Source organism: Streptomyces sp. NPDC046859 (assembly GCF_040645135.1).
Taxonomy (GTDB): domain Bacteria; phylum Actinomycetota; class Actinomycetes; order Streptomycetales; family Streptomycetaceae; genus Streptomyces.
Map to the genome: position 1 here is coordinate 48393 of NZ_JBEYXR010000017.1, position 20496 is coordinate 68888.

At 68.7% G+C, this 20496-nt stretch carries 13 protein-coding genes and 7 pseudogenes; 11 read left to right on the forward strand and 9 right to left on the reverse strand.

From position 1 onward, the window contains the following. The first annotated feature begins 32 nt into the window (after positions 1 to 32). Complete coding sequence (locus ABZ899_RS24285) at positions 33 to 632, forward strand: cysteine hydrolase (RefSeq protein ID WP_361349846.1); 600 nt, start codon at positions 33 to 35, stop codon at positions 630 to 632. A 209-nt stretch (positions 633 to 841) separates the two neighbouring features. On the opposite strand, the pseudogene ABZ899_RS24290 reads toward ABZ899_RS24285, so the two are convergent. The 4 genes and pseudogenes from ABZ899_RS24290 to ABZ899_RS24305 all read right to left on the reverse strand — a co-directional run bounded on the left by ABZ899_RS24290 (position 842) and on the right by ABZ899_RS24305 (position 5648). After that, positions 842 to 3900: pseudogene (locus ABZ899_RS24290) on the reverse strand (Tn3 family transposase). Positions 3901 to 4006: 106 nt separating this feature from the next. Next, a protein-coding gene (locus ABZ899_RS24295; RefSeq protein WP_361350041.1) for an IS5 family transposase occupies positions 4007 to 4821 on the reverse strand; the annotation gives its coding sequence in 2 pieces (ribosomal slippage) (positions 4007 to 4479 and positions 4479 to 4821; 816 coding nt in all). A gap of 180 nt (positions 4822 to 5001) precedes the next feature. After that, entirely contained in the window at positions 5002 to 5388 is a 387-nt protein-coding gene (locus tag ABZ899_RS24300) for a hypothetical protein (protein WP_361349849.1), read from the reverse strand. Further along, entirely contained in the window at positions 5385 to 5648 is a 264-nt protein-coding gene (locus ABZ899_RS24305; protein WP_361349852.1) for a hypothetical protein, read from the reverse strand. Before ABZ899_RS24305 ends, ABZ899_RS24300 begins: the two co-directional genes overlap by 4 nt. 284 nt (positions 5649 to 5932) lie before the next feature. On the opposite strand from ABZ899_RS24305, the gene ABZ899_RS24310 reads away from it, so the two are divergent. Beyond that, positions 5933 to 6319 carry a hypothetical protein gene (locus ABZ899_RS24310; RefSeq protein ID WP_361349855.1) on the forward strand — a complete coding sequence of 129 codons (387 nt, stop codon included), beginning with the start codon at positions 5933 to 5935 and terminating at the stop codon, positions 6317 to 6319. A gap of 399 nt (positions 6320 to 6718) precedes the next feature. On the opposite strand, the gene ABZ899_RS24315 is transcribed toward ABZ899_RS24310, so the two are convergent. From ABZ899_RS24315 to ABZ899_RS24325, 3 genes are read right to left on the reverse strand one after another with little or no spacing between them, the layout of a single operon-like run. Next, positions 6719 to 8947, reverse strand: a complete 2229-nt coding sequence (locus ABZ899_RS24315; RefSeq protein ID WP_361349857.1) for a xanthine dehydrogenase family protein molybdopterin-binding subunit — start codon at positions 8945 to 8947, stop codon at positions 6719 to 6721. Positions 8948 to 8956: 9 nt separating this feature from the next. Further along, a complete protein-coding gene (locus ABZ899_RS24320; RefSeq protein WP_361349859.1) occupies positions 8957 to 9940 on the reverse strand; it encodes a xanthine dehydrogenase family protein subunit M in 984 nt (327 codons plus the stop codon). Continuing rightward, positions 9937 to 10506, reverse strand: a complete 570-nt coding sequence (locus ABZ899_RS24325; RefSeq protein WP_361350043.1) for a 2Fe-2S iron-sulfur cluster-binding protein — start codon at positions 10504 to 10506, stop codon at positions 9937 to 9939. Before ABZ899_RS24325 ends, ABZ899_RS24320 begins: the two co-directional genes overlap by 4 nt. Before the next feature lie 547 nt (positions 10507 to 11053). Between ABZ899_RS24325 and ABZ899_RS24330 the strand changes: the two are divergent. From ABZ899_RS24330 to ABZ899_RS24340, 3 genes and pseudogenes are all read left to right on the forward strand, one after another. Continuing rightward, positions 11054 to 11383 (forward strand): annotated as a pseudogene (locus ABZ899_RS24330) (transposase); the annotation flags it as partial. Positions 11384 to 11513: 130 nt separating this feature from the next. Beyond that, positions 11514 to 12497 (forward strand): zinc-dependent alcohol dehydrogenase family protein, encoded by a 984-nt coding sequence (locus tag ABZ899_RS24335; RefSeq protein WP_361349862.1) that lies wholly within the window; start codon positions 11514 to 11516, stop codon positions 12495 to 12497. 227 nt (positions 12498 to 12724) lie between these two features. Further along, entirely contained in the window at positions 12725 to 13189 is a 465-nt protein-coding gene (locus ABZ899_RS24340) for a hypothetical protein (protein WP_361349865.1), read from the forward strand. Between the two features lie 88 nt (positions 13190 to 13277). Here ABZ899_RS24340 and ABZ899_RS24345 read toward each other — a convergent pair. Continuing rightward, a pseudogene (locus ABZ899_RS24345) lies at positions 13278 to 13958 on the reverse strand (IS3 family transposase); the annotation flags it as partial. A 275-nt stretch (positions 13959 to 14233) separates the two neighbouring features. Between ABZ899_RS24345 and ABZ899_RS24350 the strand changes: the two are divergent. The 5 genes and pseudogenes from ABZ899_RS24350 to ABZ899_RS24370 all read left to right on the forward strand — a co-directional run bounded on the left by ABZ899_RS24350 (position 14234) and on the right by ABZ899_RS24370 (position 18587). After that, a pseudogene (locus tag ABZ899_RS24350) lies at positions 14234 to 14922 on the forward strand (3-deoxy-manno-octulosonate cytidylyltransferase). A 549-nt stretch (positions 14923 to 15471) separates the two neighbouring features. Continuing rightward, positions 15472 to 15939 (forward strand): annotated as a pseudogene (locus ABZ899_RS24355) (ABC transporter ATP-binding protein); the annotation flags it as partial. After that, positions 15936 to 17864, forward strand: coding sequence for a methyltransferase, FxLD system (gene fxlM, locus ABZ899_RS24360; protein ID WP_361349868.1), 1929 nt, complete (start codon positions 15936 to 15938; stop codon positions 17862 to 17864). The pseudogene ABZ899_RS24355 and the gene fxlM, both read left to right, overlap by 4 nt. Beyond that, positions 17848 to 18243 (forward strand): annotated as a pseudogene (locus ABZ899_RS24365) (class I SAM-dependent methyltransferase); the annotation flags it as partial. The gene fxlM and the pseudogene ABZ899_RS24365, both read left to right, overlap by 17 nt. Before the next feature lie 89 nt (positions 18244 to 18332). Continuing rightward, positions 18333 to 18587, forward strand: coding sequence for a hypothetical protein (locus ABZ899_RS24370; protein ID WP_361350052.1), 255 nt, complete (start codon positions 18333 to 18335; stop codon positions 18585 to 18587). Between the two features lie 884 nt (positions 18588 to 19471). Here the strand turns inward: ABZ899_RS24370 and ABZ899_RS24375 are convergent. Beyond that, a pseudogene (locus ABZ899_RS24375) lies at positions 19472 to 20088 on the reverse strand (DUF4158 domain-containing protein); the annotation flags it as partial. 9 nt (positions 20089 to 20097) lie between these two features. On the opposite strand from ABZ899_RS24375, the gene ABZ899_RS24380 reads away from it, so the two are divergent. Continuing rightward, the gene (locus ABZ899_RS24380) at positions 20098 to 20307 is read left to right on the forward strand and encodes a hypothetical protein (RefSeq protein WP_361350054.1); all 210 of its coding nucleotides are present in this window, start codon (positions 20098 to 20100) and stop codon (positions 20305 to 20307) included. Positions 20308 to 20496: the final 189 nt, after the last annotated feature.

The following is a 20496-nucleotide window of genomic DNA, read 5'->3' on the forward strand; positions in this document are numbered from 1 at the left end:
ACAGGCACACCACCAGCAAGGAGAACACTCGCGTGAGCACTGCCCCCGCACTTGACCCCACCCACACCGCTCTTCTCGTCATGGACTACCAGCCCGCGATCCTGGCCTTCGTGCCCGAAGGCCAGGATCGAAACGCCCTGCTCGGTCGTGTGGAAGGGGCCATCGCCGACGTTCGCGCAAACGGCGGCACCATCGCCTACGTACGCGTCGGCTTCACCGATGCCGACTGGGACGCGATCCCGGCCTCCAACAAGTCCTTCGCCCCGCTGGCCCAACACCGCGTCATGCACCACGAGGACCCTGCCGCTGCCATCCACGAGCGCCTGGCTCCCCAGGACGGCGACATCGTCGTGCGCAAGATCCGCTACGGCGGCATGTCCACCACCGACCTCGACCAGCAGCTACGCGAGCGCGACATCACCACTCTGGTCGTCTCCGGCGTCAGCACCAGCGGCGCCGTCCTGTCCACCGTCATCGACGCGGCCGACCGCGACTACCAGCTCTACGTCCTGTCCGACGGCGTGGCCGACCCAGACACCGAAGTCCACAACGTCCTGCTCCACCATGTCTTTCCCTCACGCGCCCACATCATCGACACCTCCGAGCTGCGCGCCCTACTCCGGGCTGACTGACTCGAACCAGGAGCCGATCCCACCCACGGCCGCCGCACCCACCCGGTGTTGGCGGCCGCTCACGCCCCCAGTGCCGACCCAACAGCAGCCCGGAACTTCATAGCCGCCGCGACCCCAGTTGCGTTACGGCTCCCAGCACTCCGAGCCGGTGACCAGTGCAAACGTCACCGCCGGGATAGCCCCGGCGGTGAATGCCACCCGCACCAGATTCACGCCTCTTCGGCCGCGTCCGGATCGCGCAGCGGACGCAGGCCGCCGGGCAGGTCGGGAAGCTGGAAGGAGTACCGGCCGAGCATGTTGATGTGATGCCTGACGAACGGCGAGAGGCGGGCCACGTCCTCGTCACGGACGTCGAAGCCATCCGCACGCAGCTGGTTCACCGCGGCGTCCATGTACCGCGTGTTGAACAGCACGAGAGCGTTGAGGACCAGGCCCAGGGCGCCGATCTAGTCTTCCATACCGTCCTGGTAGCGCTGGTAGAGCTGCCCGGATCGACCATGGAAGATTTTCCGGGCGAGAGAGTGGCGGCCCTCCTGTAGGTTCGCCTGGCTCTTGATCTGCCGCCGGTAGCCGGGCTCGTCGGCCAGGCGCAGGATGTGCAGGGTCTTGGCGATCCGCCCGTAGTGGCGATCGCGTCGCCGAGCGGGGTGGGTCGGCCGTCGCGGGACAGCATCCGGATCACGTCGTACGCGCGCACGGCGCCGGTGTGGATGGAGCCGATGATCCGAAGAATGTCCTCCCAGTGCCGTTCGATCCTGGCGAGATCGATCCGGCCGCGGGCCGCATCCTGGAAAGCGCCGTAGTCAGCGGCGCGGTCGATGCGCCACATCTTCTGGTCAGGCAGGTCAGCGAGCTGCGGCGCATACGTGAACCCCGCCAAGGTGAGCAGCCCGAAGACAATGTCGCTGTAGCTCGCGGTATCTGTGACGATCATCTCCGGGCGTTTGCCGCCGTCGCGGTCGTAGAGGACGTCCAGCACGTACAGCGAGTCGCGCGGGGTGCCTGCCACCACCTTCCCGCCCAGCCCCGCCGCCTGGTCGTTGATCATGTTCAGCCAGGTCGCCCCGCCCCGGCGCCCGAAGTACTTCGGGTTCGGCCGCGCGTACACCGACGGCACGGGGACGACGAACCGCATGCCGTCCACGGAGGCGACCAGGCCGCCGCCCCACGTCTGCGCGAGCGGGATGGCTGCCTGGTAGTCGATCAGTGTGGCGTTCGCGGCCCGGTACGTCGACAGCCGCAGATACGTCTGGTCGACATGGGACAGGCGCCCGTACTTCAACGCGTCCGCAGCCCCGATGACCCGGGTGTAGCCGACGTTGCAGCTGTGCGCGACAAGGAGGGCGGCGATCGTCACGTGCAGGTCCTTCAGCCGGGCCTCGCCGCCGGTGACCGAGGTGAATGCCTGGTCGGCGCCGGTCCAGGAGAACACCTCCAGCAGGGCCTCCGGCAGGTCGACCCGGGGCAGCATCGCCTCCACTGCCTCGCGCAGCTGACGCAGGGAGGCGGGTTCGGGCTCCGGCTCGAGGGCGGCGAAGTGCAGGCGGCCGTCGTCGTCGAACACGATCTGTGAGTTCGCCGGCACTCGTGCGGCGACCTCGCGGTAGGTGCCGTCCAGCAGCGCGGCCCGCGCCGCCAGGTGCTCACCCGCCTCGGCGGGCAGGTTGAGCGAGGCGAGCACGGTGGGCTTGGCCTGCTCCCATGCGTCTCCGTCCAGCAGCTTCGCGCGGGGGTCGCCCCACTTGAAGGAGTTCTTGGCGAACACCTGCTTGCTCCGCAGCATCCGGTGCAGTTGCTCCAGCACGCAGAACGCGTACGCCTTCCAGTCGACCGTGCCCGGCTCCAGGTGCGGCGCGGAGAGCACCAGGCGCCGCCACGATCCGGCGAGCAGGCCGGTGTCGATCTCCGCCGGGCCGACCTTCTTGCGTCCCATCAGGTCCGGCGGCGACTTCAACGCCTTCAGGACCGGCAGGCCCTCCGGCGTGGCACCAAAGTCGACCACCGTCACCAGGAGCTTCAGGAACGGCCGCACGGTGCCGAACCGGGTGACCAACTGGGCCCGCCATGCCTCGTCCGCGTCCGAGTCGAGCGGCGGAGTCAGCTCGAACAGCGCGGCAATCGCCGCCGCCAGCTCGTGCCGGGGCACCACCTGCTCGATCCGCTCCCACATCGCCTCCAGCGTCTCCACCTCGGGCGGGCTGATCTCCCCGGTGTCGGTGTCGACCTGCTCGCTGGTGGTGTCGAACACGATCTGGAACGCGGCGGCCAGCTTCGCCGACGCCCGCTCCACGCGCGGCAGGGTCTTCAGCTTCTCCTTCGCCGTCTCCCGCTCCGCCCTGGCCAGCAGCTTCGTCGCGATGAGCACCTCCAGCAGGTCCCGGGCGTCATCGACCGCCCGGGACGTCAGGTAGACCGCCGTGGCCAGCAGCGTGGCCAGGCGCCGGGAGTCACCGTGCCGCCGCAGCAGCGACGCCTTGCCGTCGACCCCGTACCGCGACAGCTCAGCCAGCCGCCGCGGCGGTATCGCGGACACGTCCACCTCGCCCATCCCGAAGGCCGCGATCTCCTCGGCCCGCTCCAAGGCCCACTTCATCTGTGGCCCGGAGATCCGCACCGGACCCCGGCGCAGCCGGTCCAGCTCCGACACCCGGGCGCCCGGCGGCACCGTCAGCAGGGAGTCCAGCACCGCACGCTGACCGGTGCTCAGCACCCCGTAGAGGGTGTCCCACAGCCGCTGGTTCGCCGCCTCCCTCACCGCGGCCACCAGCCGGGCCAGCGTCGTCACCCCGGGCAGCAGCACACGCCGCTCACGCAGCCACCCCGCCGCCGCGTCGAACAGCGCCTTCGGCCCCTCCCCGGTCGTCCAGGCCCGCGCGTCCACCCACGCCCGCAGCTCCGCCTCCGCCTCGGCGAACTCCGTGTACTCCAGGACCCGCCGCAGCTCACGGACGTGGTCGAGCCGGGTGTTCTCCCGCTCGCCGTACGCCTTCAGCGCCGACGCGTCCCCGATACCGAGCTGCTCGGCGAGGTAGTCGACCACCTCCGCCGGCACGTCGGTCGGATCGTCCAGGAACACCCCGAGGAACCGCACCGTGGTCATCTGCACCGCGAACCCGAGCCGGTTGTGGGCCCGCCGCTTCGGTTCGATCAGCGCCCGGTCCGCGTCGTCCAGGAAAAAGAACCGCTCCAACTCCGTACGGGACGACGGCGCCCCGTCGTACGCCGCATACTTCGCGGCTTGCTCATCCGTCAGAAACTCGACCGGCACCCCGGGCCTCCAGACAGTCAGTGATCAACACGACTGCCGAAGGCTCCGCCCCCGCCGAACCCCAGGTCAAAGCGCTCCCAAGCCCTCCAGGGGCTTAAACCGTGTCCTACATGGTCAGCGTGAGGAGCCGTTTGTAGCAGCAGAGGGCTGCGGCCAGTCCGAGAAAGGCCAGGTAGTTGCCTGGTTTCCGCTCGTAGCGGTGGTTGAGCCGGCGGTAGCCGGTCAGCCAGGACATGGTGCGTTCGATGACCCACCTTCGACGGCCGAGTCGCTCGCTGGACTCGACTCCCTTGCGGGCGATGCGGACGCCGATGTGCTTGCCCCATAGCCATCGCCGCAGATGAGGCACGTCGTACGCCTTGTCCGCATGGAGGCGTTGGGGCTTGGAATCGGTCGCGTGGGATTCGTGTCCCATGTGGAAATGGGACAGCATCGGCTTCAGGGCGAGGCTGTCGTGGGTGTTGGCGGCGGAGACTCCGACGCGTAGGGGCAGTCCGTTCGCGTCGGACAGGACGTGCATCTTGGAACCGGGCTTACCCCGGTCCACGGGGCTCGGACCTGCAAGTTCGCCCCCCTTTTAGCCCTCACGTGGGCTGAATCGAGAACCGCGCGGGAGAGGTCGACCAGGTCTCGCTCGTCCAGAAGCTGGAGAACCTTCTGATGCAGCTGCCCCCATACTCCGGCGCGAGACCAGATGACGAAGCGGCGATGCACGGTCGACTTCGACGCCCCAAAGCACGGCGGTAACGCCCGCCATGCACACCCGCTGACCAGAACATAGATGATCGCGGCAAACACCGCCTCATCATCGATGTTCGCGACCCCGCCCCCTTGCGGACGCACCCGGGCCGGCGGCAGCAGCGGCCTCGCGATCTCCCACAAGCCGTCCGGAACGATCCATCCCCACCGTCCACTCCCCATGTCCAGCGCAACGACCAACTGCCATGTAGGACACGGTCTTAGCGCCGGCTTTCGTTCCGATGTTCCTCAATCCCCGTCTACCACAAGCAGGCATTCACCATGGTGCTTACCGGGAGACGGGACAGGCCATCGGTGGGGGTGCGCCCGGGACGTGGGGGTGCTGGCCGAGGCGGAGGGGCATCACCGGTTGAGATCGAGTACACGAACGCCGTGCCCGGCATAGACCTTCGGCTCCACCGTTGCGATCAGCGCGTCCGTTCCCCACTCGGGCAGGTGTCGCGCTGCGTGGATCGCCGCGCCAATGCCAACCGGGACGCCGTCGTGGAACAGGTCCGCCGTCGCGAGTGCCGCAGGATAGTCGAGATCGACAGTGTGCAGGACCTCCAGCTGCCCAACGTGGTCGACCATCCCCCGGTGTTCCCGGTCGGCCTCCAGGACCGACAGCACCGGCACCCACAATCGGGTCTCCGTCTCGAAGTGCGCCCGATGGACCAGCGCAGAGACCTGCCGGTTCCCAGCGAGCGCCAGCAGGGTCGGCGCATCAAGCACCAGATGGTGAAGGATCACGCGGTCGCGCCGTTCGCAGGCCCGAATGCCTCGCGCAGACGGGCACCCATTGCCACGCTTTCCTCGTCGGACACCTCGACACCGAATTGCTCCGCAAGATAGGCACGGGTACGTTCGGCCCGATCGCGGCGCTCTTCGTCCGTCAGTGTGGACTCCGCGAACTCCTGCACCAGGGTCCGGATCGACGTGCCGCGGGACTCCGCGAGCACTGCCAGCCGGTCACGAACCTCGGCCGGCACTCGAATCATCGCATCAGACATAACCTAAGTATACGCACATGTATACGCAGGGGCCCGCCGCGCGTATCTGGAGCGATAGTTCCGTACGGCGCAGATGCTCGCCTCCTGGTCGCCCACGCCGTTGACTGCCTTGACGCGGCGGCACATGGCAACCCCGGTCTGCGCCGGCTCCGTCGTACCCGTCGCCGAACCGGAAGAATGCTTGTGGTGGCTGGCGCGCGGGTTCCCGGTCGCTGAAGTGCAAGATTCTGACTCCAGGGCTCGCTCTGGCCACGGCGAGCTCGTGCACAGCACAGCCGGCTGCGATGACTGCAGCTGACCGCTACCCCTCTTACGCGGGGATACTGCTCATGATGACGGCGACCCTGCGCATCCTCGACCTCGCTGCGGCAGCCCCGGCCAGCCACGGCGAGGACCTGGTGCTGCTCCTGAGCGAGGCGAACGAGCTGTACCAGCAGGGCCTGCAACTTCTGCTCCGGGAGGTGACAGCGCGCGTCGATGGACTGGCGACCGCCGCCCTGGTGTCCGCTACGGAAACGGCTGGCATGCCGTGCGATGCCTCGCAGGACCGCGACGAGGTGATCCTGCTGCTGGCCCCGGCCGAGTGGGAGAGGACGCCGGCGGCCATGGCCTACGTGGAGATGGCCGAGGCCGCCGCGCGCCCCGGGGTCTGCCTGATCCCGCAGGAGTAGGCCGTAAGCCGGGAGCGTCGGAGAAACAGCTGGCCGACGCTGCCGAGATTGCGGCTGAGCAGGGTCTCACGCCTGCACGGATCACCGGCCTCCACACCGGGCGCGCACAGAACGCGGTCGGCAAGGCGTTCCCCGAGCCTGTCGGCAAGCGCGGCCGCGCCCGGCTGTGGGACCACGCGGAGGTCACCGAGTGGTTCACCCACCGAGCGCCGGCACGGCTCGCCGAGCACGTACCGCCCTCCCTCCCGGCAGAGACGCTGCTGAACGCAGCGGAGGCCTCGAGATATCTCGGCTACAAGAACTCCAACCAGGTCACGACCTTCGTGCGCGACCAGCGCGGAGGGCCGGCGACGGGTCGGTGCGCTCGCTGTCCGCGGTGGTGGCGTCGCGGCGCCGGTTTCAGGCCTCCAGCAGGGGCAGACCGGGCAACACCTTCTCGATGGTGATCGGGAAGTCGCGGACCCGCACTCCGGTGGCGTTGAACACCGCGTTCGCGACAGCCGCACCGGCCCCGCAGATGCCGACCTCGCCGGCGCCCTTCGCGCCCAGGGGGTTGGCCTTGTCGTCGTACCCGTCGAGGACGACAGCTTCCACGGCGGGGATGTCGGCGTGGACCGGCACCAGATACCCCGCCAGATCGCGGTTGACGAAGGCGCCGGATCGCAGGTCGACGACGGCCTCCTCCTCGAGTGCCGCGCCGACTCCCCAGATCATGCCGCCGATCAGCTGCGAGCGGGTCGTCTTCGGGTTGAAGACGCGGCCCACCGAGAACACGCCGAGCATGCGCCGCAGCCGGATCTCGGCGGTGTCCGCGTCGACTCCCACTTCGGCGAAATGGGCCCCGTAGGTGTTGATCGAGTAGTCCGTGTAGTTCGGATCGTCGCCCATGTAGCGGACCCGGCCCTCCGCCTCCACGCCTTCGGGATGGCTGCGCGCGACGATCTCGCTCAGCGCCTCGGAGACGCCCCCGATGGCCACGTTGCCATCGGAGAACACGGCGTCGGCCGGGTCCAGGCCGTGCAGCGGAGAGCCTGCGTCGCCGCGGGCCGCGTTCAGCAGCTTCTCGCGCAGGGCCGCGCACGCCCGATGCGCGGCGGTGCACGAGTTGGTGGCACCCCACGACCCTCCGGACCCCCAGCTGGTGGGATTGTCGGAACGCCCGAGCTCGACCCGTACCCTTTCGAGCGGGAGTCCGAGCCCCTCGGCCGCGACCTGGGACAGGATGGTGTACGTGCCTGTGCCGATGTCGGTCATGTCCGTCAGGACGACGGCGGTGCCGTCGGCGTCGAGGCGTACACGTACGGTCGTCGGTCCCTGGAAGTGTCCCCGGATGGCGGACGACATGCCGTAGCCGACCAGCCATCGTCCCTCGCGAGCGCTCGCCGGGGTGTCCGGGCGGTTCTCCCAGCCGAACCGGCGCGCGCCCTCGCGCAGGCACTCGACCAGATGCCGGTCGCTGTACGGCACGTCGCGCTCGGGATCGACGGTGGGTTCGTTGCGGATCCGCAGCTCGACCGGGTCCATCCGGAGGGCGTCGGCCAGTTCGTCCATCGCCGACTCGATCGCCAGCATGCCCGGCGCCTCGCCCGGCGCGCGGACGTCCGTCCCCCGCGGCAGGTCGAGGGCCGTCAGCCGGTGGCTGGTCAACCGGTGGGGCGCGGCGTAGAGGCTGCGGACGGTGGCGGCGGTCTGCTCGGCGAACTCGATGTCGGGGTTGGTGTGCATGGTGACGTCGTGGGCGATCGCGGTCAGCCGTCCGTCGCGCCCCGCGCCCAGCCGGACCCGCTGGCTCGATATGGGGCGCATACCGACGAGTTGGAAGACCTGCTGCCGGGTCAGCGCGACCTTGACCGGCCGCCGCAACGTTCGGGCGGCGAGCGCCGCCAGGATCGTCTCGGCATGGATGCCCAGCTTGGAGCCGAACCCGCCGCCGACGAACGGGGCGACGACATGAACCCGCTCCGGGTCCATCCGCAGCGTGCCGGCGACCGAGGCCTGCGCCGCGTCGACGATCTGCGCGCTGAGGTAGACGATCAAGTCCTCGCCACGCGGCTCCGCCAGGCACGCGTTGGGTTCGATCGGCAGTGAGAACTCGTACGGCGTCGAGTACTGCTGGTCGATCTGGACGTCCGCACCGGCGAACCCGGCATCGAAATCGCCCACCGCGGTGTCGGTGGGCAGGCCGGCATTGACCGCTTTCGGGATGTATACGTCATCTTCGTACTCACCGAAGTCGAAACGACCCCGGCCTGTGGTGTATTCGACCTCGACGAGCCCGGCCGCGGCGCGGGCCTGTTCCAAGGTCGTGGCGACGACGAGGGCGACCGGTTCGCCGTAGTAGTGAATCTCGGCGCTGGTCATCTGCGGCTGGGCGCGCCAGTATTCGAAGGAAATGGACTCGTCGCGCGGGCCTTGCTCCGGGGCGTTGAGATGAGTCATCACCCAGTGCACGCCCGGTGCGCGTTCGGCATCGTCGGTGTCGATCCGGGTGATGCGGCCTTTGCCGATCGTCGCGCCGACGATGAAACCGTAGAGCGGTTGACCGGCCTCCCAGTGCTCGTAGGCGTAGGCTGCCCGGCCGGTGGCCTTCAGCGGGCCGTCGACCCGGTTCACAGCTTGCCCGATCATGTGGCCTCCTCAGCTCGCGCCGGCCACCTGCGCCAGCGTGCGGCACAGCGTGCGCTTGGCCAGGTCGATCTTGAAGTCGTTGTGCCCCTGCCCGACCGCGTCGCGCATGGCCTCCTCGGCCGCCGCGCGATAGGTGGCCATCGTGGCCGGACGACCCCTCAGCGCTGCCTCCGCCTCGGCGGACCGCCACGGCTTGTGCGCCACACCGCCGAACGCCACGCGCGCCTCATGGATCGTGCCCTGGTCGACCGAGACGACGGCCGCCACGGAGACCAGTGCGAACTCGTAGGACGCCCGGTCGCGCACCTTGCGGTACTTCTGTCGGCCCGGCGGGGGCGGCGGCAGGACGACGCCCGTGATCATCTCGCCGCGCCGCAGCTCGGTCTCGATGTGTGGCGTAGCGCCCGGCAGCCGGTAGAAGTCGGCGATGGCGACGCGACGCACCGCCTGATCGGCGTCGAGCAACTCGACCTCCGCCTCCAGGGCGGCCAGCGCGACGGCCATGTCCGACGGGTTGGTGGCGATACAGGAGTCGCTGGCGCCGAGGATCGCGTGTATCCGGTTGAACCCGCCTATCGCGGAGCAACCGGAGCTCGGATCACGCTTGTTGCAACCTGCGGCCGTGTCATAGAAGTACGGGCACCGCGTGCGCTGGAGCAGATTTCCCCCGGTGGACGCCATGTTGCGCAACTGGCCCGAGGCGCCGGCCACCAGCGCCTCCGACAGCACCGGATAGCGGGCACGCACTCGTTCGTCCGCGGCCACCTCGGAGTTGGCCGCCTGAGAGCCGATGCGCAGTCCGCTGTCCGGAAGTTCCTCGATGGCCCGCAGGGGAAGCCGACTGATGTCGACGAGATGGCTGGGCGTCTCGATGTCGAGCTTCATCAGGTCGAGCAGATTGGTGCCACCGCTGATGAACTTCGCGCCGTCTCTGGACACGGCGGCGACGGCGGCCCGGGCGTCCGTCGCTCGCTCGTAGGTGAAGGACCTCATTGCGTGCCGCCTCCCGCCGTGCTCCGGATGGCCGCGACGATGTTCGGATAGGCGGCGCACCGGCAGATGTTGCCGCTCATCCGCTCGCGGATCTCCTCGTCCGTCAACGCGATGTGCGGCGTCGCCACGTCGGCGGTGACGTGACTGGGCCAGCCCGCCTCCACCTCGGCGAGCATGCCGACCGCCGAGCAGATCTGGCCCGGCGTGCAGTAGCCGCACTGAAAGCCGTCCATCTCGACGAAGGCGCGTTGCATAGGGTGCATGCCTTCGGGATCGCCCAGGCCTTCGACCGTGACGATCTCGTCGTCCTCGTGCATGACGGCCAGCGTCAGGCAGGAGTTGACGCGGCGGCCGTTGATCAGCACCGTGCAGGCGCCGCACTGCCCGTGGTCGCACCCCTTCTTGGTACCACTCAGCCACAGATGCTCGCGCAGCGCGTCGAGCAGCGAAGTGCGCGGATCCACCTCGACCCGGTGCACCTGCTCATTGACGCTCAGCCTGACCGCAGAGACTGGACCGACCTCGCCGTGGCTCCGCCCAGTGGCTCCGGTATCCGATTCGGTCATCACGGCCCGCCTTCCTCACTAGGTGCGGGTGTCTGCTGGATGTGCGTCGCCGTTCTCAGGCGCGCTCGCCTGTCGCCCGTCGCCACTGCCGGGCGCGGCCCCGATCTCAGGGTCTCGCGAAAACCGTCGCACCGCTCGTCGGAAGGTGGACGCCGGACTGTCGGCAAACTGCCTCGAGCGGCCGCATCGCGCGGCCGCAGGAGGCAGCTTGCTGCCGCATCGCGCGGCAGGGGCTTCTCGCGGCATCCCGCCCCTAATTGAGGATCTTGGGCGGCGGCGTGACGGGAACCGGTGGTCGTGGCCGGGGATTCTGTGCTGTGCACCGTGGTTCTCGCGCACATGACACCAGAGGTGCTGTCACGCATCACTCGGGCCGGGGAGCCGGCTGCCCGCCTTGGTTGTTACCGGCCTCTGCCCCGGTGCGCGGTGCCGTGGCCGGCGGTGGTGTCACCAGCGTCAGGGGCTTGGCAGTCCGTGCAGAGGCCCCACCAGGTGATTTCGGCTTCGTCGACGGCGAAGCCCTTGTCGTCCTCAAAGGGGGGCTCACACCGGACCTTCGCCGGTCTACCGGGCCCGGCCCGACAGCAAGCACCACCTGATCGTCGACCGGCACGGAACCCGCTTGGCCGTCTCGCTGACCAGCGGAAACCGTCACGACGTGACCCAGCTGATGCCCTTGCTGGACGCGATATCCCGCATCCGCGGTGTTCGAGGCTGGCCTCGCAACCGGCCACGTCGGCTGTTCGCCGACCGCGGCTACGACTACGACAAGTACCGGCGACCGATCCGGGCCCGCGACATCACACCGAAGATCGCCCGCAAAGGCACACCCCATGGCTCCGGCCTGGGCAAAACCCGCTGGGTCGTCGAGCGGACCTGACCTCTGGTCGCCTGCTGCAGGACAGGGCGGTCGTGGACGAGGCGAAGTCCGCGGCACGGCGCCTGGTCGCCGACCACACCTGCCCCCTCCCCCTCCACTCCGCTACACAGGAAGGCACGGCACGCTCATGCGCGCGATGGTCCTTGAAGAGTTCGGCACGCCCCTGGTCCTTCGGGAGATCGAGAAGCCTGCTCCGGGCCCGGGCCAGGTACTGGTCAAGATCGCGTCCAGTGGCGTCAACCCGCTGGACGCCAAGATCCAGGCCGGCAAGGCGCCCCATGCGAAGCGCACGCCTCCAACCGTTCTGGGGTTGGACATGGCAGGCGTGGTCGAGGAGGTCGGCACCGGTGTCGGCGACTTCGCCCCCGGCGACGAGGTGTTCGGCATGACCGGAGGCGCCGGAGATGTGCAGGGTTCGCTCGCCGAGTACGCGGCGGTGGACGCCCGTCTCCTTGCATCAAAGCCTGCCTCTCTCACCCTGCGCGAGGCCGCAGCTCTGCCCTTGGTCTTCATCACCTCCTGGGAGGGACTGGTGGACCGCGCTCAGGTTCACTCGGGACAGAAGGTCCTCATCCACGGCGGAGCCGGTGGTATCGGCCATGTGGCTGTACAGATCGCCCGGGCCCGCGGTGCTCAAGTCTTCGCCACCGCGTCCTCCTCGCGGCTGGAGGTCGTCGAGCGACTGGGAGCCACTCCCATCGACTACACGACCACGTCTGTGGAGGATTACATGGCCAAGTACACCGGTGGGGAGGGGTTCGATGTCATCTTCGATACCGTCGGTGGGGCCGTGCTCGACAACTCCTTCAAGGCTGTCCGCACCTACACCGGCCACGTAGTCAGCGCCTTGGGCTGGGGAACCCACGCTCTCGCACCCCTCTCCTTCCGCGGGGCGACCTACTCCGGCATCTTCACTCTGTTGACCCTGCTCACCGGACGCGGGCGGGAGCGGCACGGAGAGATCATGCGTGAGGCTGCTGCCCTCGCCGACGCGGGGGCGCTCAAGCCGATGGTCGACCTCAGGATCTTCACCCTCACCGACAACGCCGCAGCACACGAGGCCGTTGAATGCGGCGCCACTCATGGCAAGATCGTGGTCGACGTCGCCTGACCGCCTTCCGAGCCTGTACGTCGGTGCGCGCGGAGGCTGCCCCAGGCCTTGCTGTCCAGGGGCCAGGTGCTGATTGCGATCATCACGGCGCACACGGCATCCATGGGGCCTGCCAGGGGCAGTGCCCCAGTCCATTCGACCCCGGATCGGTCCGCGCTGCACTACGCCCGGTCAAGTGAGACTCTGAGCATGGGGCGCCCACCACACGGCATACCCGCGGAGGAGCCATGAACTTGACGAGCCCGCTACTGCGTGGCGCCGCAGCCGGAGCGGCGGGCACCACCGCGCTCAACATAGTCAGTTACGCCGACATGGCGGTTCGGGCCAGGCCGGCCAGCACCACACCAGAAGAGACGCTGCGCAAGTTGACGGCGAGACTTCACATCCGCATCCCGGGTGCGGGCGCGCGCCTTGGCGATCGGATCGCGGGGCTTGCCCCGATGACGGGATTCGCTGCTGGGTTGGGGATGGGCGCCATGCTGAGCCTCGCACGTGCGGCTGGTTGGCGTCCGTCTCTGCGGCGCCAGTATGTGGTCGCCACCGTAGGCGCACTGATCGGGACGAACGGTCCGATGACTATTCTGGGGGTGACGGATCCCCGCACATGGGGGCTCTCCGGGTGGATCTCGGACATCATCCCGCACATCGCTTACGCCGTGGTCACCGTCCATGTCTTGGACGGGCTGCAATAGTTGCGGTCGACTGCGACGCCCAGTTGCTCGTCAGCTCATGCGCCCGGCTCCGGTTTCTGAGCTTGTTCCGCACTGATGGACACGGCGGTCAGGCTGCCAGGGCGGCCTCGTAGTCGGCGGGACTGCAGTAACCGAGGCTGCTGTGCAGTCGGTGCAAGTTGTACCAGCTCTCGATCCAGTCAAAGATCGCGGTGTGGGCGGCGGACCTGCTCGGCCAGGGCTGAGTGCCGATCGGCCCGTTCTTCAAGGTGGCGAAGAACGACTCGGCCAGCGCGTTGTCCCAGCACTGGCCGGTACGGCCGACCGACAGCCAGATGCCCAACTCGTTGGCCGGCGAGGAGAATTCATAGCTGGTGTACTGGCAGCCGTGGTCGGAATGAAAGATCACCGACCCCGCGGGGCGGCGCTGGTGGCAGGCGGCTCGCAAGGCGTCGGCGACCAGCTCGGTGCGCAGTTGGTCGGCGGTGGCCCGGCCGACCACCCGACGGGAGGCGACGTCGATGACGGTGGCCAGGTAGAGCCGGCCCTCATCGGTGGGGACGTAGGTGATGTCGGCGCACCGGCGGGCGTCGGTCGTCATCGGGTCGGGCCGGAAGTCGCGCAGGACCAGGTCGGGGCGGGTGGCCGCGTGCGGGTCGGGGATCGTGGTGCGGTGTCGTCGTCTGCGGTGCCGGCTGGTGAGCCCGGCGGCGCGCATCAGCCGGGCGACGCGTCTGCGGCCACACGCTGTGCCCTCGCGCTTGAGGACGGCGTGGATGCGCGGGGCGCCGTAGGTGCCGCGGGGGCTGAGCGTGGACGGCGGTGATTTGCTCGGTCAGCTCCGCGTCCTGCGCGGCGCGAGGGCCGGCAGCACCGGTGCGGCGGGCATAGAAGGCGGCACGGGAGGCCTTCAGCAGCTCACACGCGCGTTTGACGCTGTGGCCCTCTTGCTTTCTCCGCCTCCATGAATGGGTGCACGTTGTCCCACCGACCCTCAAAGTCGCGCTCGGGCTGCCGAAGTTCGGGTGGCACTGCGGGAACCTCCCGCGTGGCTTGCGGCGCTCCATGGGATGGTCCTGGTGGATCAGGTGGCACGCCGGGCGGAACAGCCGATGGCCCGGGTGGAAGCGCCTCGACGGGGTGGTGGTCGCCACCGATGACGAGCGCATCGAGGAGGTTTGCCACCGCCTGGGCATCGAGTGCATGCGGACCGGAGTACACCTCACCGGCACCGGCCGCGTCGCGGAGTGCGCCGAACGCCTGCCCGCAGACGCGTACATCAACGTTCAGGCGACGAGCCGTTCATCTCCCCCACCGCGATCGACGCTGTCTCCCAAGCCATGGAGCGCTTGGCACCCGGAACCCTGGCATTGAACGCGTACACGAAGCTGGACGACGCCGGTGCCGTCCTGGACCACAACGTCGTCAAGGTCGTCGTCGACGCCGAGCACAACGCCCTCATGTTCTCCCTGCAGCCGATCCCCTACCCGCGCGGTGACCGACCGAGGTACCTGCGTCAGCTCGGTCTCTACGGCTTCACCCGAACGGCCCTCAACACGTTCCGGCATCCACCTCAGGGGCCGCTGGAACGTACCGAAGGGGTGGAGATGCTGCGCTTCATCGAACATGGCCACGACGTGCGGATGCTCGGCGTCGCAGACGAAGGGTTGGCGATCGACACTCCCGAGGACCTGGCGACGGCCAGCACCTTGTTGCGGATTCGCACCGAGCCTGCCATTGCCCGCTTCTCCTGATGATCGCGGTCGTCCGCCGCTCCCTGGATGCGGCACTCTGCTCGCCCGCTTCCGCTGGATCACGCTCCATCCCCGCGCCCTGAGCGGCGGCACGCTCGGCGTTTTGGCCACTACCAGTCCGGTCACAGGCCCAGGGGCCGCAAGGGTCGATGCAACCCGCAAGCTCCGGCGCGCGCTCAATCCCAGGGTTACCAACACGACCGAAACACATGTGTTCGAAACTCCGGCCGGCTCGTTGAGCTCCAGGAGCAGCCACACAACCGTCAAGGGGGACCTCGTGACTTCGGCCAGGACACCAGCACCTGCGACGCCCCATAGCGTGGCCCGGAGTGAGGAGTGCTCGTACCGAGGTGAGTCCAGCCGCAGGGCCTCTGTGTGGATCACGCCCACCATGACGCGGTGGCTGCCCACACCGGCTCTCCAGGCGCTGAGCCGGCCCGGGTCAGGAGGCACGCTGTGAAGAGGTTCTCCGGACGGGTGCGGATGGCGGAGCCGGATGTCTCCGACGCCGAGGAGGAGCTCTTCGGCGACCTGCAGCCGTCCGTCGACTACGCGGGTGCCGGACCGGTCATCGCAAAACTTCCCGACGGGCTGCGCACCCTGTTGGCCCGAATGTTCCGCGGCGCGAGCGAACTGTCCGGCGGCGAGTGGCAGAAGATCGGCCTCGCCCGGACCCACTGGCGCAGCGCCACCTCGGATGCCGACGGCGTGCTCATCGTGGACGAGCCCACCTTCGCCCTCGACCCGGAAGCGGAGATCGCCGCATTCGACCGCATCCGCCGGCTCGCCGCCCCGAACCGGGCCGTCGTCCTGGTCACCCACCGCATGTCCGGCGTCCGCCACGCCGACCGCATCTACGTCCTGCACCACGGACGCCTCGTCGAACACGGCAGCCACGACGAACTCATGGTCGCCCAAGGCCGCTACGCCTCGATGTTCGACGCGCAAGCCGCCCAGTACGCCCCCGCGGGCACCATCCCCCGCCCCGGCTCCCCCACCATCGCAGATCCCGCATGACCCGCTCGAAAGGCCCCAGGGTGACGGCTCTCCCCACTACCGCGCAGGAACACGATCCCAGCGCACTGCGGCACCGGCTCGTCGATCAGCTCCTCGCGGCCGGCCACGTCCGCACCGCCACTGTCGAGGCCGCCCTGCGCAAGGTTCCCCGCCATGCTTTCGCACCGGAAGTGCCCGTGCAGACCGCGTACGCCGATGACATCATCCCCACCCGTCGCGCGCCCGACGGCCGGATCAGCAGCTCCGTCAGCGCACCGTGGCTGCAGGCCGTGATGCTCGAAGCGGCCCGCATCCAGCCGGACGACCGTGTCCTGGAGGTCGGCTCTGGCGGTTACAACGCCGCCTTGATCGCCGAACTGGTCGGCCCGACCGGACAGGTCACCACCGTCGACATCGACCCAGACGTCACCGACCGGGCCGCCCGCTTCCTCGCCGCCGCCGGATACGACCGTGTCCATGTCCTCACCGCGGACGCCGAATATCTGCCCGTCGATGTCGTCCCCGAAGGCGGCTTCGACGCGGTGATCGTCACGGTCGACACCTGGGATCTGCCGTGGATCACCGTGGTCGCGGAGGGCGGACGCCTCGTCGCCCCGCTACGTCTCCACCAGTACGTTTGGTCCATCGGGTTCACGAAACACGACGGTGCGCTCATCAGTGAGGAGCCGCTCACCGTGTGCGGCTTCGTCCCCATGCAGGGCGCTGGCGCGTGGGAACCCAACCTACGCACCATCCCAGGCTGCGGCATCCGCCTTGCCTTTGAGGACGGAACGCCCATGCCCATCGACCAACTGGCCCCGGCCTTCGACAGGGCGCCCTCAACGGTCCGCACGCACGTCACCGTCCGGAGTGAGGAACCCTTCGACTCTCTCACCCTGTATCTGGCCGGCGCTCTCCCCGGCTTCTGCCGCCTGTCCGTCGGCCCGGACCACCACACCGGCCTCATCAGCCCCCCGCCCCCGCACTGGCCCAGCGCGGCCATGGTGCGTGGGACGTCACTCGCCCGTCTGGCACACGAGCGGATCGGAGACGACGAAAGCGACGGAGGGCTCTACGAGTTCATCATCCACGGCTACGGACCAGCCGGTCACCTGGCAGCCACAGAAATGGCCGAGCACGTCCAGCACTGGCAGCGCAACCACCGCGCCGCACCCTGCCCGCACATCACGGTCCAACCCCAGGACGCCACCGGACCGACCGGCGCCTATTCCGACGGCCTGCACGTGATCCATAAGAAACACACACGGATCAAGATCGACTGGCCCGTCGTTCCCGGCGAAGCAGCGCCTGCAGCCCCTGCCGACGCCCAGGACCAAGAGCCCTGCTGTCCTGCCCGCTCGCAAAGCGGTCGAGTGGCGACCGCACCGGCCACCGCCGACTACTGGGAGCCGCTCTGGGCCGGCGGACGCCGGTATCGCGAGGTCACCAGCACCGAGGCAGCGCTGCTGGCCGACCATGTCGGACCGGGCCACGGACGCCCGGCACTCGACATCGGCACCGGCGAGGGTTCACTCGCCCGTCACCTTCACCAGCTCGGTTACCGCACCAGCGGCATCGACTTCGCGCCCAGTGCCATCGCCGCAGCCCTCGACACCCAGCAGGGCGACGGGCCGGCCTGGCACCTGATGGACTTCGTGTCCGACGACCTCAGCGCCCTTCCGGATGACGCGTATGCGGTCGTCACCTGCCGCCTGGTCTACCGGTGGATCGACGACAAGGCGGCCTTCCTCGACCGCGTCCGACAGATCCTGGCGCCCGACGGAACCTTCTGGGTCGTCACCGAACTTGCCGGCCGCCGCAAGGAAGACGATCCGTACAGGCACCTCGGGATCACACCCGCCCAGGCCGAAATCCTCACCGCGGGCTGGTCCGTCGTACGCACCGCCGATCTCGACGTGCTGCGCTGCTATGCACTCCACCCCTGAACTGAGCACAGAAGTCGACGTGTTGGACATCGAGCATCAGACCCGCCTTGCATGGGACACCTATGGAAAGCACCACCTGGAGCGCTCCACTCCCCTGCCGGAAGTGGACCGGATCAGCTGGGGCCCGGCAGCGAACGGGCCGGGGGACAACCTCCTCGGGGCCATCGGGGGCCTGCGGGTCCTGGACATCGGCTGCGGCCCCGGTCGGCACGCCGCCCACCTGGCCCGCACCCACGAAGCGAAGTTGGACGGCGTCGATGCTTCCCTCAGCCAGATCGAGAGAGCGCGTGCCCGCTACCCCGATATACCGGACCTGCGGCTGGTGCACGCCGACGCTGTCGAGTTCCTGGGCACGACAGCCCCGTACGACGTGATCTACTCCCTCAGCACCTTCCACTTCATCGACCCGCACCGGCTCCCGCCCGCCCTGTCCACCGCCGTCAACCGGGCGGACGGCTGTACTTCACAGTGCTGCACACCAACTGCGCCAGCGATGGCCCCACTTCGGCCGTCACCCCACGTCCGGAGATCCTGCGCCTGGCCGGCGGCGACGATCTCACCGTGCACATGTGGGTGCTCACACCCGAGCTGTGGAAAGACCTGGTCCCCAAGCGGGTCTCGACCGACCAGCGGTCCACCGCTCGGCAGGACCTCGTCCTGGAGGAGGCCGGGATAGAGGACCCGGTCGTCTACGAGAACGGGGTCAGTGCGCTCACGCCCTGACCATGATCGTTCTCAGCGCCAACCGCTGCACCAACGTTCCTACCGACGCCATCGCATTGGATGCGAATAGGCGACACCTGTCCTGGATGCCGGGGCGAGGCTGAGGATGAGCCTTCCCACCAGCGCAGTTGAGCCCTGCACCGTACGGAGCCACGGTAGCCGCTGAGGCTGGGCTCGTGCGTGGGCCTCACTCCATCGAGCGATTGAACTGCGAAGACGCCCCCCGGTTCGCATCTGATGCGACATTCTCACGTTAGATGCGGTAGACGGAGAGTGATCGTGGATGGGTGGGGACGGACTCGCGCCGGGGTCTGCTGGGCTGCACTTGGTGGACGGTCTGCCGCTACTGAGGCCGGAGGAGCAGGTCTTCGAGGCGATGCAGAGGGGCTGGCGCAATCAGCAGCTCGCCCGGAACCTGTCGCCGGGTACGTGGATGGCCAGGAGCGCACGGTCCGCTCGCTCCCCCGGCCTGAGGTCGGCACGCTGGCCGGCGCCGGCGCATGCAGCATCTGGCTGAAGCGGGTGCCAAGGCGACCGGCGACGGCATCGCCTGCTCCGTGCGGGAGCACCCTTCGGGAAGAAGCGACTGCGGCAGGAGAAAGCCCCGGTCAGCGTGCCGGCCGGGGCTGAACCCGTAATCGGGTGTGATCGTGAAGGGCGGTCGCCTACGCGGCGAAAGGCTCTGCAGGGCTTCAGCCGAACGATCGTCCCTGCAGGCTATAGATGAGGCCCGGGGACACTGTCCCCTTCACCATCACGCCCTCTACAACCACCCAGGCAGTGCGGGCATTCCCCGGGACACGAAGAGATGTGCGGCCAGCGTGGGTGACACGTCCCCCGCAACCGTTAGGCGACGGACTTCAGACGGTTCGACGCGAGAAACCGATCTCGTCCACCCGCTCCAGCGCGCGGGCGAAACGCCGTGCCCGCCGTCAGCGTCGGCGGCTGGCGCAGCCGCTCCAGCTCCGAGAACCGGGAACCCTCCGGCGTCTCAGCGTCGCCACCAGATCCCCGGCCAGTGCCGGGTCCGCGCGGCTGGCAGCGCCCGCGACCGTGGCGTGCAGCCGCTTCTCCGCGACACCTGCCGGGCCGGCACCGACACCTCGGGCACCAGGAGCCGGTTGCGGCGCATCCAGCCCACCCCGTGGTCGAACAGCGCCTTCGGGCCCTCGGCGTGCGTCCACGCCCGACCGTGCATGAACGTACGGAACCGTCGGGACCACTCCGCATCGTCATACTCGTGGTACTCGTAGGCGCCCCGGATCTCCCACGCGTGGTCGTAGGCGGTCTTCGGCCGCTCGGTGTACCACTTCACCACCGACGCGTCCTCGATACCGAGCTGCGCGGCCAAGAGCTCGACCACCGGCCACGGCGCATCCAGCGGATCGTCCGGGAGGAACCGGCCGATGCAGCGCCCGGTGCACATCTGGAGCGGGAAGCCGAGCTAGTGGTGCGCGGAGCGTCGCCGGGCGATCAGATCGCGGTCGACGTCGTCCAGGAAGACATCCGGATGCTGACAAATGAAGGCATGCCGGGCATGACCTCGAAGGAGACGATCAGCTACGTCGCCCACCATCTGAAGATCGCCGGGCGTCCCGACCACCTGTTCACCGAGGACGCCCTCACGCTGATCCACCTGTCCCTGCAAGCCCCGGTCGCCACGTGGCCCACCGGCAAGAACCTCGTCGACGAAAGCCGCCGCCCGCGCGTCCGTGAGTGAGGTGGTCGGTAACTGAGCCACCCGTGTTGAGACTTCCTGAAGAAGACCTCAGCCCTGCTCCTCACTCCGGCTGGCTGCAGGCTCAACCAGGCCACGGTCCTCGCTGATGGCAAGGCCATACACCCACTCGGCCCATCACCGATGACTTCTGCCTCGTGGCGCCGTCCTACTGGATGAGGACGAAGTCCG